This is a genomic window from Asticcacaulis solisilvae, assembly GCF_017875235.1.
Classification (GTDB): Bacteria; Pseudomonadota; Alphaproteobacteria; order Caulobacterales; family Caulobacteraceae; genus Asticcacaulis; species Asticcacaulis solisilvae_A.
The window spans coordinates 83075-97149 of record NZ_JAGGMI010000007.1; the positions used below are offsets into that span (position 1 = coordinate 83075).

A 14075-nucleotide genomic window follows, 5' to 3' on the forward strand; every position below is an offset into this window, starting at 1 on the left:
TAAGGCTACGCCCTTCATGGTTGCGACTTTAGGTCTTGGTACAGCACAGTTCGGCCGGGATTACGGCATCTCGAACACACGGGGTCGTGTGAGCGAGGAGGAGGTGCGCCAGATCCTGAGCCTGGCCGGCGACTGCAAGATCAAGCATATAGATGCCGCCCATTATGACGGTGATATCGAACGCATCCTGGGCCGCTGCTGGCCGTTTCCATCACCTTTCAAACCGCAGGTCCGGACGCTGCGCCTCGAAAAGGGGCTGGACTGGCTTGAGTCGCGGCTGCGCCGTTCAGTCGATCATATGGGCCTGGTGCGGGTGCACTCGGCCCTGGTCGATTCGGCGGAAGATTTAACGGGGCCTGAGGGTGATGCCCTGTGGGAGCGTCTGGAGAAACTCAAGGCCGAGGGGCTGATCAGCAAGATCGGGATTTCCGCGACCTATAAGGACCAGCCGTTGCTGCTGGCCCGCCGGTTCAAACCGGATGTTGTCCAGGTGCCGTGCTCGATCCTGGACCAGCGCCTGGTGCACAATGGCGATATCGCCGCAATGGCCGAGATGGGTATCGAGGTCCAGATCCGCTCCGTCTTCCTGCAGGGCCTGCTGTTCCTGCCGCGCGAGTCGCTGCCGGGCAACCTGGTGGCCATCGGGCCGCATCTGTCGAAAGTCCGCCGCATCATGATGGAGCAGGGGGCCGATCCGTTGCACGCGGCCTTAAGTTTCGCGCTGAACCTGAGCGGGGTGTCGACCGTCGTGGTCGGCGTGACCTCGGCCGCGGAGCTGCGCGCGATTGTCGCGGCGTCGGAACGCAAGGCGCCGAAGCTGAACTGGGATGCGATGGCGCTGAATGACGATATCGCGCTGGATCCGGCGCAGTGGTACGCCGATCTGGGGGATGTCAGCCGCCGGTTGATCCGGGTGGCTTAAAGGTTTTGCAGGGGTCCCAGGAAACGTTCTTTGACCCCTGCACCCCGATACTCGGTAGCGATTACTTATCTCAACAACAAATAGCCGGGTCCCTTAAAGGTCCGGCTATTTGTTATTGAAATGACTAAACACCGTCGCGTATCGAGGTGCAGGAGGCCATGCCTCCTGCAAACCTTAATCACCTGGACCACCGATGCCTGAACTTCCCGAAGTCGAAACCGTCCGACGGGGGCTGGAGCCCTATCTCAGCGGCGCCAGGCTGTCCGACACCCGGCTGAACCGCGCCAATCTGCGGTACCCATTTCCGGACCACTTCGCCGACAGGCTCAATGGTGCAACCGTAATGCGGCTCGAACGGCGCGCCAAGTACCTGCTGGCCTATATGGATACCCAGGAGGTGTGGGTGACGCATCTCGGCATGACCGGCCGGTTCCAGATCGATGACAGCGACGAAGGGCTCGGCGCCTACTATCACCAGGTCGCGCCGGCCGAAAAACATCTGCACTTCCAGACCGTCGCCACGCAAGCGGACGGAAGCAAGGCGCGCATCGACTTTTACGACCCGCGCCGTTTCGGCTTCATGCTGCTGATGAGCCCGGCCGAGCTGTATGAGAGCAAATGGTATGCCGGCCTCGGCGTCGAGCCTTTGTCGGACGATCTCAACGGTGATTACCTGCTGTCGAAAGCCCAGGGGCGCGCGCTCAATCTCAAGGCGCTGCTGATGGCGCAGGCGGGCATTGTCGGCCTCGGCAACATCTATGTCTGTGAAGCGCTGTGGCGGGCCCGGCTCAGCCCCGACCGCAAGGCTGCTGATCTCAAGCCAAAAGAAGCCGAGGCCCTCACCGACGCCATCAAGACGGTGCTCAGCGATGCGATTGCTTCGGGTGGCTCATCGATCAGTGACTTCGCCGCGGCATCCGGCGAACTTGGCTACTTCCAGCATCGCTTCTGTGTGTACGACCGCAAGGGCAAGCCATGCCCGCGCGACGACGGCGGCACAATCACACGCAAGGTGCATCAAGGACGATCGACTTTTTATTGCCCTACCTGTCAAATATGATGGAAACGAAAAATGCTGTGTTAACAAAGGATTAACCACTAATTTGATAACCGCGTTTTTTGGGCCTATACTGTTCGGGAAAGCTCTGGGACAGGGCAGCGGGGATCGTGAATGACTAATCGCACGGTACTGGTGACAGGGGCTGACGGTTTTATCGCTCGTCAGTTGATCGTTAATCTGCTTGGCAAGGGCTACGGTGTCCGTGGAACCCTGCGCGATATAGACCGCGCGGCCGCCCTGAAAACGACCCTGGCGTCCTACGCGCCGGTAAAGACCCTGTCATTTGTCGCGGCCGATCCTATGTCGTCGGCGGGATGGGCGGATGCCGTGCGCGGCGTCGACGCCGTCTTCTACCTGGCCACCTCGGACGACATCCCCGACAGGCTCAATCCGGTGCGGCCGGCGCTGGAAAGCGTCCTGCGCGTGCTCAAGGCGGCGCGTGATGCCGGCGTGACGCGCGTCATCGTCACCTCATCGGTCGCCGCGGTCGTCTATGGCCATGGCTCCAAGACGCGGATCGACCCGTTCAGTGAGAGCGACTGGTCTAACCTGCACAACGGCCACGTCTCCACCCACCACGAAGCCATGACGCGCGCCGAGCTGGCGGTGTGGGACTTCGCCATGGACTATCCCGAGATGGAGATCACCACCATCAATCCGGGCGAGGTCTTCGGGCCTCTGCTGGGCGAGGATGTCGCCTTTACTTCCAATATCGTGCGTGACCTGCTGACGGGGGAATATAGCGGCCTGCCGCGCGTCGGCTTCGAAGGCGTGGACGTCCGTGATGTCGCCGAACTGCATGAGCGGGCGCTGACCAACGATCTCAGCATCGGCAACCGTTACCTGTGCACCGCCGGCTTCCTGTGGCTGCGTGACGTGGCCGAAGTCCTGCGCGGCGAGTTCAGCGATCATGCCGACAAGGTGCCGACGCGCGACCTGTCCGATATCGCCGTGCGCGTAGGGGCCTTGTTCGACCGTAAGGCGTCTCGCACCGCGACCGAACTGGGGCTCTATACGCCGTGTTCGACGGCCAAGGCGTGCAGTGACCTGGGCTGGCAGCCCCAGCCGGCCCTGGACGCCGTACGGGCGACGGCGCACAGCCTGATCGCCGCAAACCTGGTCTGACCTCTTATTTTTCAAGCCCTGTGCATAAAATTTGCACTTGGCTTGCGAAAAGCGCAGTCCGGGCGTTGACCGGGGGAAGTCTATCAGTTATATCCCGCCGCCTTGAATTTAGCGCTCTGCCTGATGGGCATGGGCCTTTTGTAACAATCTTCTCGTCCAGTCAGGTGATGAATGGCCAATAATCCCGGCGCCCGCAAGGCAATCCGCAAGATCGCTCGCCGTACCGAAGTCAACAAGGCGCGCCGCTCGCGCGTCCGTACCTTCCTGCGCAAGTTTGAAGAAGCGATCGCTGCCGGTGATGCCACGGTCGCCAAGTCGGCCTTTGTCGAGGCGCAGTCCGAACTGATGCGCGCCGTCTCCAAGGGCGTGGTGCACAAGAATACCGGTTCGCGCAAGGTCTCGCGCCTGGCCGCTCAGCTGAAAAAGCTCGCGACCGCCTAATCTCCTAAATTCAGCACAAAAGGGCTGGTCGCTCCCGGCCCTTTTTTGTTTGCCTGACGCCGGCAAGACCGGAGGCAATGCCGTATCGCATTGCCTTTTTTTTGCCTGAATTGCACTTTTGTGACAGTTTGTCTGACAAGTAAGTTTCCAATAAGCTGTTATTTTCTTTGAATAAATAGCTTGTAAGTGACTTATGGTCGTTCACGAAATGGTTAATGAAACGCTAATTTTTAACTATTTCTCTTTGCCTGCGAAGAGGTTGTGAGAGTCAACTAATTTATCAGCGCCGAGACGAAAATAACGGGATTGACGCTGGCTTCAAGGTAGCTAATTTGGCGATATTGCCTCACCGGGTTTCATCACAATACGGATGAATTCGGGAGGCGCCCGCAACTTGCGCGCGCCGGGGGGCTCCAGCCGTTTTTTTGGATGGATCGGCCGGTCTGGCCACTTCGTCCTGAGGCCGCCGCTTCTGGGGTTTCTTGACCTCATAAGCGTCTGGAAGGCTGTTACATCGTGCATGGGTTCGCCCCACGCGCGAAGAAAAGGGGATTTCGCACTCAGGACTAGCGGCCTGGGGAGTATCTGTAAGAGTTTGGTCTTTGTGTAAACGGCACAGAAGTGCCGGTGTACGAAGGCAGGATGCCGATCCTTTGTTGGGATGCGCATCCAGAGCTTGCGCCCAACACCTGGGCTAGGGTTTGCGCGGGGGCTTTATTTGCGGCTGACGTCAGGAGAACTCCTGTCCGTCAGGGAGGTCTGGGTATGTGTCGAGTACAGGGTATAGGGCAAATGGTTGGGGCGATAAAAAAATGCCAAGCATGACAAGCTGGTCGCCGATCCTACCTGAGACGGTATGGTCTAAAGTGGCGCCCGTTCTTCGCCGCGAGTTGGGCGAAGGCGCTTATAACTCCTATGTCGCACCGTCGAGTGTGCGGCCGGGCCTTTACGGCGATCCGGTTCTGGTGACGCCGACGGCCTATGCGCGCGACTGGATTTCGCGCAATGCCATTCGCCGGGCGCAGGAGCTGTGGTCGCAACACGACCCGGATTCGCGGATTCTCGATGTCAAATCGCGCGTCGAATACGAAGACCAGGCCCGCACGACCGGCCAGCCTGTGCCGGCGGCAACCGCTCAGGTCGTCAGTGCGCCGATCCAGATGCCCGCTGTCGTTCAGGACATCCGTCCGGCCGTGCCGACACCGGTATCGCGCATCAATGGCCTGCAGGACCGCCTGACCTTCGAAAGCTTCGTCTCGGGCCGCGGCAACGAATTTGCCTACACCATGTCGCGTCAGGTGGCGTCGTGGGCCGACGGGCACTTCAATCCGGTGTTTTTTCACGGCCCCTATGGCTACGGCAAGACCCACCTGCTGAACGCCATCGGCTGGGAAGCGCATGCGCGCCGACCCGACGCCCGTATCGTCTATCTGACGGCTGAAAAGTTCACCTCGACCTTCGTCAAGGCCTTGATGGACAAGTCGACGGCGGCGTTCAAGGATGAAATCCGTGGCGCTGACCTGCTGCTGGTGGACGATGTCCACTTCATCGGCGGCAAGACGTCGTCGCAGGAAGAGCTGTTCCATACCCTGACCTCGCTGATCGAAAACAATCGCCGCGTGGTCTTCACTGCCGACCGTCCGCCATCGCAGCTGACCGAGATTGAGGCGCGCCTGCGTTCGCACCTGTCGTCGGGCCTGGTCTGTGCGCTGGACGTGGCCGATCAGTCGCTGCGTATCGGCATTATCGAGCGCAAGCTGGCGCAACTGGTCCAGAGGGGTCAGGCGTCGGGGCAGAATCCGCGGGGGGATGTAATGCAATTTCTGGCCGAGCGTGTGCCGGGGTCGATCCGCGAGCTTGAAGGCGCGGTGAATACCCTGGTGGCGTCCGCCGGCCCTCGTCTTGGGAGTTTGACTTTGGAAGAAGCCATGGCTTTGCTGCAACCGAACCTGAAAGTATCGGTGGAGCGGCGCGTAACCGTCGATGAAATCCAGAAGCTGACCGCCGATCATTTCGGCCTGAAGCAGGCGGACCTTCTGTCGGAGCGCCGGACCCGCAGCGTGGCGCGTCCGCGTCAGGTGGCCATGTGGCTGTGCAAGCAGCATACGACACGGTCCTATCCGGACATCGGCCGCCGGTTCGGTGGCCGTGACCACACGACGGTTCTGCATGCCGTGAAGAAGGTCGAGGAACTACTGACGTCGGATGACCAGATCGCGCGCGATGTTGAGGCGCTGACGAGGAAATTGCGGAGTAACTAATGGGGTTTGGGGCCAAGTAACGTTTCTTGGGGCCCCAAGCCTTTCCCTATCTTTTTCCGCCCCTTGCCCCGAAGGGGCAGGGGCGAAAAAAGATAAGACAATGTTTGTGGGGTCACGGACCCCACACCCCATTTGATATTCGCGCAAAATCCTCTAATGTCCGCCCCCCGACGGCAGAATACCCTCGGGCGAATCGAGCAAAACAGGACTCCGTAGAGATGCAATTCACGATCGAACGTGGCGCGCTTCTGAAAGCGCTGGGCCATGTCCAAAGCGTCGTCGAACGCCGCAACACCATCCCCATACTGTCGAACGTCCTGTTGTCGGCCGAACCGGGCACCGTGTCCTTTTCAGCGACCGACCTTGACATGGAAATCGTCGATACGGCCGATGCCACCGTCCAGGTGCCGGGCCAGATCACCGCGCCCGCCCACACCCTCTACGAAATCGTCCGCAAACTGCCCGAAGGCGCCGACGTCGAACTGCGCTATGCCGCCGGTGACGATCCCCGCCTGGCCGTTTCCGCCGGCCGTTCGCGCTTTGCCCTGCCGGTCCTGCCGGCCGGCGATTTCCCGATCATGTCGAGCGACCACGAAGGCGTCACCTACCAGATCCTGCGTGATGACCTGAAGCGCCTGATCGACAAGACGCGCTTCGCCGTCTCGACCGAAGAAACCCGCTATTATCTCAACGGCATGTACCTGCACACCCTGGCCGAGGAAGGCTCCAGCTACCTGCGCGCCGTGGCGACCGATGGTCACCGCCTGGCCCTGGCCGAAATGCCCGCGCCCGAAGGCGCCATGGGCGGCGCCGGCATCATCGTCCCGCGGAAAACGGTCGATCAGGCGCGCCGCCTGCTCGATGATGGCACCGGCTATGTCGACCTGACCGTCAGTCCGGCCAAGATCCGCTTCCAGTTCGGCAATGCCTCGCTGACGTCAAAGATCATCGATGGCTCCTTCCCGGACTATGGCCGCGTCATTCCGCGCGGCAATGACAAGGTCATGCTGGTCGATACCGGCGTGCTGGCCAAGGCCGTGGACCGCGTCTCGACCATCTCGGCGGAAAAGTCGCGTTCAGTGAAGATGGCGATCGAAAGTGGCCGCCTGACCCTCAGCGTGCGCAATATCGAAGCCGGTCAGGCCGTCGAAGAAGCCGAGATCGACTATGACAACGAGTCGCTCGATATCGGCTTTAACGCCCGCTATATCCTGGACGTCATGGGGCAGATCGGCGGTGATACGGTCGAACTGCGCTTCTCGGATGCCTCGTCGCCGACCCTGGTGCTCGACCCGGCGGACAATGGCGTCCAGTACGTGCTGATGCCGCTGCGCGTCTAAAAAGATATCAGATGGCAGGCTTAAGCTCTTTTCGCCCTCCCCATTTATGGGGAGGGGGGACCGTCGCTTGCGACGGTGGGCGGGGCTTTCTTCATATTCAATGCGCTCTGAGTCTGGCTATTTCTTCCATTAGGCCCCGCCCACCATTCTTCGGATGGTCCCTCCTCCCCATGAATGGGGAGGGCGAAGACGTTACTGCTTCTAGGCAACGCGTTCTGAAATTGGGCGAAGGAAGACCAATTCGTGTCTAGCGCCCTCCAGTCCCTGTCCCTGACCGAGTTCCGCTCCTATGAACGGCTCGACTTCGCCGTCGATGGCCGCAGCGTCTACCTCTATGGACAAAACGGCGCCGGCAAGACCAACCTGCTCGAAGCCATCAGCGTCCTCAATCCCGGCAAGGGCCTGCGTGGCGCGGGCTTCAGCGATCTCGGCCGCCGTCTCCCCCACGAAGCGCATGGCCGCGCCTGGGGTGTTGCCGCGAAGTTCGGCGAGGGCGAGGACGAAACCCATCTCGGCACCGGCTCCGACCCGCGCGATCTGAACAAGCGAGTGGTCAGGCTCGACGGCCAGAACGTCACCGCCGCGCGCCTCCTTGAGCACGTCCGGCTGATCTGGCTGACTCCGGCGCAGGACCGCCTGTTCATCGAATCGCGCTCCGAACGCCTGCGTTTTTTCGACCGCCTGACCTTTGCCGCGGAACACCGCCATGCCGCTGTCGTCACCGCCTACGAGAAGGCTCTACGCGAACGCCTGAAGCTCCTGACCGATGGCCCCGCCGACGACGCCTGGCTGTCCCTGCTGGAACAGAAGCTGGCCGAAACCGGCACGCAGATGATCGAAGCGCGCCGTCGCGCCACCATCGCGCTCCAGGCCGAGATCGAACAGCACCAGGGGCCGTTCCCCAAGGCCGATCTCCTTCTCGCCGGTGATATTGAAGATCCCGACCTCAATACCTATATTATCAATGGCTTCCGGCAATCGCGCAGCCGCGATAGCGCGGCCGGCCGGTCGCTGTTCGGGCCACACCGCATGGACTTTTCGGTCATCCACCGGGACAAGAACCGTCCCGCCGCCGAAGGGTCCACGGGAGAGCAAAAGGCGCTCCTGCTCAATATCATCCTGGCGCAGGGCGCGCGTCTGGCGAAGGACAAAACCTCGGCAAGACCGATATTGCTGCTGGACGAAGTGGCGGCGCATCTCGACCCTGCGCGCCGGCACGCTCTGTTTGACGAGACCCATGCTTTGGGCCTACAAACCTTCTTTACAGGGACCGATTTGGGCCTGTTCGACGGCCTTTCGAACCGCGCGCTGGGTGTGCGCGTAGAAGGCGGTCAATTTGTTGATTTTACTGAGTAAATGGACCCGCGAATGAGCGATGAAAATTCCGAAGACCACCCCGAGATCGTAACCAACGCGTATGGTGCTGATTCGATCAAGGTTCTGAAAGGTCTGGACGCCGTTCGCAAGCGCCCTGGCATGTATATCGGCGACACTGATGACGGCTCGGGCCTGCACCACATGGTCTACGAAGTCGTCGATAACGCTATCGATGAAGCCCTAGCCGGCCACGCCACGCGCGTCGGCGTCATCCTGAATGCCGACGGTTCGTGCTCAGTGTCGGATGATGGCCGCGGCATGCCGGTCGACATCCACGCTGGTGAAGGCGTGTCGGCCGCGGAAGTCATCATGACCCAGCTCCACGCCGGCGGTAAGTTCGACCAGAACAGCTACAAGGTCTCAGGCGGCCTGCACGGCGTCGGCGTTTCGGTCGTTAACGCCCTGTCCGACTATGTCGAACTGAAGATCTATCGCAACGGCAAGTGCCACGAGGCTCGCTTCGAGCTGGGTGAGACGGTCACGCCAGTACACATCACCGGCGATGCGCCCATCCGTGACGAAGGTCCCAAAGCCGGCGAGGTGCTGACCGGCACGACCGTGACTTTCATGCCGTCGCTGAAGACCGGCCCCGACCAGGGTACATTCAGCTTCATCGACTTCGACCGCAAGACACTGGAACACCGCCTGCGTGAGCTGGCCTTCCTCAATTCCGGCGTCCATATCCGCTTTGCTGACTTCCGCGAGGCCGAGCCCTACGAAATCATCCTGCACTACGACGGCGGCGTGGTCGAATTCGTCAAGCACCTCGACAAGGCCAAGACTTCGGTCATGAAGGCGCCTGTGTCGGTGCGCGGCGTGCGCGACAAGATCGAGGTCGACCTGGCCCTGCAGTGGAACGACAGCTACCACGAGACCATGTTGTGCTTCACCAACAACATCCCGCAACGCGACGGCGGCACGCACCTGGCGGCCTTCCGCGGTGCGCTGACGCGGGTGATGTCGCAGTACATGGAGTCCTCGGGCGCCGCCAAGCGCGAGAAGGTTTCGGTCTCGGGCGAAGACGCGCGCGAAGGCTTGACCTGCGTCCTGTCGGTTAAGGTGCCCGACCCGAAGTTCTCGTCGCAGACCAAGGACAAGCTGGTCTCCTCCGAAGTCCGCCCGGCCGTCGAAGGCCTGGTCTACGACAAGCTGGCCCAGTGGTTTGAGGAAAATCCGGCCGAAGCCAAGACGATCGTCTCCAAGATTGTCGAAGCCGCCGCCGCCCGCGAAGCCGCCCGCAAGGCGCGCGAACTGACGCGGCGCAAGTCGGCGCTCGATATCTCCTCGCTGCCGGGCAAGCTGGCAGACTGCCAGGAACGCGACCCGGCCAAGTCCGAAATCTTCATCGTCGAGGGTGACTCGGCCGGCGGCTCGGCCAAGCAGGCGCGTAACCGCGAAAACCAGGCCATCCTGCCGCTGCGCGGCAAGGTGCTGAACGTCGAACGCGCCCGCTTCGACAAGATGCTGTCGTCGGAACAGATTGGCACGCTGATCACGGCGCTGGGCGCCGGTATCGGCCGCGACGACTTCAACATCGAGAAGCTGCGCTACCACAAGATCATCATCATGACCGACGCCGACGTCGACGGCGCGCATATTCGCACCCTGCTCCTGACCTTCTTCTACCGTCAGATGCCGGAGATCATCGACAAGGGCTACCTCTACATCGCCCAGCCGCCGCTCTACAAGGTCGCCAAGGGCAAGTCGTCGCGCTATCTCAAGGACGACAGCGAACTCGACGCCTACCTCATCGAGGAAGGCATCAGCGACGCGGTGCTGGAACTGCGCACCGGTGAGCGCATTGTCGGCAACGACCTCGACGCCCAGGTCCGCGCCGCCAAGTCCTTTAAGTCGAGCGTCGACCGCCTGTCGACCCGCGCGCCGGCCTTCGCCATCGAACAGGCGGCGTTGGGCGGCCTGTTCGGCACACATCCGGACCTGGAAAAGGTCGCGGCATCGCTCACCCGCCTCAACCAGGAAGGCGATGGCCCGTGGAGCGTCGAAGCCGGCGTCGGCGGTGGCTATGTCTTTGAGCGCATCCGTCGCGGCGTGACCGAAAAGATCGTCCTCGACGAAGCCATGATGCATTCGCTCGACGCGCGCCGCCTGTCGGAACGCGCCGATGCCCTGGGTGACGTCTATGCCCAGGTGGCCTTCTTCACGCGCAAGGACAAGTCGACCGACATCCGTGGACCGCTCGACCTGGTCGCGGCGGTGCTCGACGCCGGCCGCAAGGGCCTGACCATCCAGCGCTACAAAGGCCTGGGCGAAATGAACGCCGAGCAGCTGTGGGAAACCACGCTCGATAAGGACGTGCGCACGCTCCTGCAGGTCAAGGTCAACCACGCCGACGAAGCCGACGACATGTTCTCGAAGCTGATGGGCGACCTGGTCGAACCGCGCCGCGAATTCATCCAGGACAATGCGCTCGACGCCGAGGTCGATGCCTAGCCAGGGTCTCGGACCCTGGACCCATAAGTTTTGTTCTTTCACCCCGTCAGGCATCTGGCGGGGTGTTTGCTTTGTGGGCGCGACTCATGATGGTGTGACGCTATGACAATCGACCTTCTTGCCCGTTATGCGTCGCGCTTTGCCGATGAGCGCGATACCGTCCTGCGCAGTCGGGAGGTACTTGGAAACGTGCCGGATATGCTGGCGCGATCGAGCTTTCCGGCCCATGTGACGGCGTCGGTGCTGATCGTCCAGGGCGATGCATTGCTGACCATCTGGCATCCGTTTCTGAAGGCATGGATACAGCCCGGCGGCCACGTCGATCCCGGCGAAACGGTTGTCGAGGCCGCCCTGCGTGAGGCGCGCGAAGAAACCGGTCTCGACTGCGAGCTGATCGAAGACGAGCCTTTCGATATCGACTGCCTGCTGGTGCCGGCCAATGCCAAGAAGGGTGAGCCCGAGCACTGGCATATCGATTTCCGCTACCTGATGCGGCCGGTGGCTGAAGTCGGCGAGCCGGAACTGCCGACCGCCTGTATTCCATTCCGCCATCTTGGCGATATGTCGCCGTCCCTGGCGCGGTTGGCCATCAAGATGGAAAAGCACCTGAAGGTGAATCGGTCACTCGCCTTTGACGCGATAAATTCATAGGCCTGTCATTGCCCGCGTGTTACCTTCCGGGTGTCGCGGGAGGCTGACATGATCTACTATTCCGGCATCAAGACAATCAACGATCCGGCCGAACGGGCTCGGACCATCAAGGGCATCAAGAGCTTACGCAAAGCGCTGAACGCCGAGATTCCGGCGCGCAGCATGAGCGACTCTCTGCTGATGGCGACGTGGAACATCCGCGAATTCGACTCCGGCAAATACGGCTTCCGCGAAGAGGAATGCTACTACTATATCGCTGAGATCCTCAGCCGGTTCGACATCATCGCCGTCCAGGAACTGCGCGAGGGCCTCTATCCGCTGCAACACCTGAAGACGCTGTTGGGCAGCTGGTGGGACTACATCGTCACGGACGTGACGCTGGGCACATCCGGCAATTCCGAGCGCATGGCCTATCTGTTCGACAAGCGCAAGGTGAACTGCACCGGGCTGGCGGCCGAATTCGTCCTGCCGAACCAGAAGGGCGTCGATGTTCCGCCGGTGCAACTGGCGCGCTCGCCCTATATTGCCGGTTTCCACGCCGGCTGGGCGTATTTTACGCTCGTCACCGTCCACATCTATTACGGTGACAGCGTCAAGGACGATCCACGCCGCGTCCAGGAAATCACTGATCTCGCGGCGACGCTCGCCAAATACGCCCCGCGCTTTTCCGGCGCCCCGCAATATCGGCCCGGCGAAGACCCCGTTGGCAGCGACCTGATCATCCTTGGCGATTTCAATATCTTCAATCGCAAGGACGTGACCATGGAGGCGATCACCAAGGCCGGATTCGAAGTGCCGGAAGCCTTGCAGGCCATCCCGGGGAGCAATGTCGACAAGTCGAAGCACTACGACCAGATCGCCTATCTCGACAAGCTCAAGCGCCTGAAGCCGACCGGCCGCGCCGGCGTGTTCGACTTTTATGAGCACGTCTACCGGCTCGAGGACGAGACCGATTATGCCGAAGCGCGCAAGACCAAGCCCGGCCGCAGCTTCAAGGATTGGCGCACCTACCGCATGAGCGACCACCTGCCAATGTGGATCGAATTCGGCATCGACGACAGCGACGCCTATATCGATACGCTGATCTAGAAGCTGACGTCGATCGTGGTGCGGCGGTTCTTGGCGTTGGCGACGCCGTCGCGGGTCTTTACGGCCAGGTCCTTCTCGCCCTTCCAGCGGACGGTGATGGCGGACGAGGGTATGCCTTCCGCCTTGAGGCCCCCGGCCACGACATTGGCGCGTTTGCGCGACAGGGCCATGTTGTAGGCGGCCGAGCCTGAGGTATCGGCATGTCCGGTAACCGTCAGCTTGGGCGCCGGCGCCGACTTTGCGTACTGCGCGGCGGTGGTGATGACCGACTGCGCGGCGGCGTTGAGGCGCAGGCTGTTGAGCGGGAAATAGACCGTGTACTGACTGGGCGCCGGAATCGCCATCACCGGCGGTTGCGCGTCGGACGCGGCGGAGTTTGTCGGTGCGGCGGGTCCGGCCGGCGCAGGCAGGGCGGCGACTGCGACGGGCGCGGACGGAACCGGCGCCGGGCTGGAGGCCTGCGCCACCGGGGCAGGGTTGACCGACAAGGCATTGGGCACGCCGGCATTGGCTTGGCTGAGGGGCGCAGCTGGCGCCGAGGCCACGGACGACGGGCGTGACTTGACTGGCGCGCCGAAGCTCCAGCGCAGGCCGACGCTTAAGCTGTGGTCGCTGAAATGGCCGGCGGCCTTGGCGGTGTAGGTGTCGATCACCGGGCCCGAGGCGTTCGGCGGTGTATGTGTGTCCGTCACGGCGACATCGTAGGATGTGTTGCCGGTCCGCATGAAGCGGTAGATCATATCGAAGTTCAGGCGCTTGGTCAGGCGCCAACTGGCGCCGGCAAGGACCTGGGCGGCGGGCACGGTCTGCTCGGACGACACGCTGTAGGTGCGGGCGTGGCCGTTGGTGCTCGATGGCCCCGAATAGGTCGTCTTGGCCTGCACGACGCCGGCGCCGATGCCGACGAAGGGATGCAGCGGCAAGTCGGGCCGGATATCGTAGATGAGGTTGACCATGGCCGAGGCCTTGTCGACCTTGCCGATGCCGGGATTGCTTTCGCCCGACAGGCCATCGGTAATGGCGCCCGGGCGCGTGCCGAACTCGGCTTCGGCGCGGAGATTGGGCGTGAACTGGTAGCCGAGGCGGGCGAAGCCGGCGGCGCCGCGGTCGATCTTCAGCGACGCTTCGTCGCCGAGCGGCGTGACGGAAGACGACGAGGCGGTGCCTTGCAAGGTGACGTCAGTGATGTCGAGCGTCTGTGTCGCGCCGGGTGTCTGGCCGGCTTCGACGGCGGCATACCAGCCGATATGGGTGTCGGCGGAGGCGGTGTGCGCCAGTGCGGCCCCGGCCAAGGTCATGGCCGTGCCTGCCAGAAGTTTCAGTTTCATCCCCACCATGCCGCCTAAGTCCGTCTACTC

Annotated in this window: 11 protein-coding genes; 10 read left to right on the forward strand and 1 reads right to left on the reverse strand. The window is 61.9% G+C overall.

Going from position 1 to position 14075, the window contains the following annotated elements:
- Positions 1-16 precede the first annotated feature (16 nt).
- From J2X24_RS13095 to J2X24_RS13140, 10 genes are all read left to right on the forward strand, one after another.
- Positions 17-922: an aldo/keto reductase gene (locus tag J2X24_RS13095; protein WP_209722244.1), complete on the forward strand. Its 906-nt coding sequence runs from the start codon at positions 17-19 to the stop codon at positions 920-922.
- Between the two features lie 193 nt (positions 923-1115).
- Complete coding sequence (gene mutM, locus J2X24_RS13100) at positions 1116-1982, forward strand: bifunctional DNA-formamidopyrimidine glycosylase/DNA-(apurinic or apyrimidinic site) lyase (protein ID WP_209722246.1); 867 nt, start codon at positions 1116-1118, stop codon at positions 1980-1982.
- A 111-nt stretch (positions 1983-2093) separates the two neighbouring features.
- Positions 2094-3107 carry an NAD-dependent epimerase/dehydratase family protein gene (locus tag J2X24_RS13105; protein WP_209722249.1) on the forward strand — a complete coding sequence of 338 codons (1014 nt, stop codon included), beginning with the start codon at positions 2094-2096 and terminating at the stop codon, positions 3105-3107.
- A 171-nt stretch (positions 3108-3278) separates the two neighbouring features.
- Entirely contained in the window at positions 3279-3548 is a 270-nt protein-coding gene (gene rpsT / locus J2X24_RS13110; protein ID WP_192620667.1) for a 30S ribosomal protein S20, read from the forward strand.
- 812 nt (positions 3549-4360) lie between these two features.
- The gene (dnaA, locus tag J2X24_RS13115; protein ID WP_245344680.1) at positions 4361-5809 is read left to right on the forward strand and encodes a chromosomal replication initiator protein DnaA; all 1449 of its coding nucleotides are present in this window, start codon (positions 4361-4363) and stop codon (positions 5807-5809) included.
- Positions 5810-6027: 218 nt separating this feature from the next.
- Positions 6028-7149 (forward strand): DNA polymerase III subunit beta, encoded by a 1122-nt coding sequence (gene dnaN, locus J2X24_RS13120; protein ID WP_209722252.1) that lies wholly within the window; start codon positions 6028-6030, stop codon positions 7147-7149.
- Between the two features lie 243 nt (positions 7150-7392).
- Positions 7393-8505 carry a DNA replication/repair protein RecF gene (gene recF / locus J2X24_RS13125; RefSeq protein ID WP_209722255.1) on the forward strand — a complete coding sequence of 371 codons (1113 nt, stop codon included), beginning with the start codon at positions 7393-7395 and terminating at the stop codon, positions 8503-8505.
- A gap of 12 nt (positions 8506-8517) precedes the next feature.
- A complete protein-coding gene (gene gyrB / locus J2X24_RS13130) occupies positions 8518-10977 on the forward strand; it encodes a DNA topoisomerase (ATP-hydrolyzing) subunit B (RefSeq protein WP_404977827.1) in 2460 nt (819 codons plus the stop codon).
- 102 nt (positions 10978-11079) lie between these two features.
- Entirely contained in the window at positions 11080-11628 is a 549-nt protein-coding gene (locus J2X24_RS13135; RefSeq protein ID WP_209722262.1) for an NUDIX hydrolase, read from the forward strand.
- Positions 11629-11676: 48 nt separating this feature from the next.
- Complete coding sequence (locus tag J2X24_RS13140; RefSeq protein ID WP_209722264.1) at positions 11677-12717, forward strand: endonuclease/exonuclease/phosphatase family protein; 1041 nt, start codon at positions 11677-11679, stop codon at positions 12715-12717.
- On the opposite strand, the gene J2X24_RS13145 is transcribed toward J2X24_RS13140, so the two are convergent.
- A complete protein-coding gene (locus tag J2X24_RS13145; protein ID WP_209722266.1) occupies positions 12714-14045 on the reverse strand; it encodes an OmpA family protein in 1332 nt (443 codons plus the stop codon). The genes J2X24_RS13140 and J2X24_RS13145 overlap by 4 nt on opposite strands.
- Between the last annotated feature and the right edge of the window lie 30 nt (positions 14046-14075).

Excerpts from the sequence above, each read along its gene's own strand:
- rpsT (WP_192620667.1), top strand. The coding sequence starts at position 3,279 with ATGGCCAATAATCCCGGCGCCCGCAAGGCAATCCGCAAGATCGCTCGC.
- J2X24_RS13095 (WP_209722244.1), top strand. The coding sequence starts at position 17 with ATGGTTGCGACTTTAGGTCTTGGTACAGCACAGTTCGGCCGGGATTAC.
- gyrB (WP_404977827.1), top strand. The coding sequence starts at position 8,518 with ATGAGCGATGAAAATTCCGAAGACCACCCCGAGATCGTAACCAACGCG.
- dnaA (WP_245344680.1), top strand. The coding sequence starts at position 4,361 with ATGCCAAGCATGACAAGCTGGTCGCCGATCCTACCTGAGACGGTATGG.
- mutM (WP_209722246.1), top strand. The coding sequence starts at position 1,116 with ATGCCTGAACTTCCCGAAGTCGAAACCGTCCGACGGGGGCTGGAGCCC.
- J2X24_RS13135 (WP_209722262.1), top strand. The coding sequence starts at position 11,080 with ATGACAATCGACCTTCTTGCCCGTTATGCGTCGCGCTTTGCCGATGAG.
- dnaN (WP_209722252.1), top strand. The coding sequence starts at position 6,028 with ATGCAATTCACGATCGAACGTGGCGCGCTTCTGAAAGCGCTGGGCCAT.
- J2X24_RS13140 (WP_209722264.1), top strand. The coding sequence starts at position 11,677 with ATGATCTACTATTCCGGCATCAAGACAATCAACGATCCGGCCGAACGG.
- J2X24_RS13145 (WP_209722266.1), bottom strand. The coding sequence starts at position 14,045 with ATGAAACTGAAACTTCTGGCAGGCACGGCCATGACCTTGGCCGGGGCC.
- J2X24_RS13105 (WP_209722249.1), top strand. The coding sequence starts at position 2,094 with ATGACTAATCGCACGGTACTGGTGACAGGGGCTGACGGTTTTATCGCT.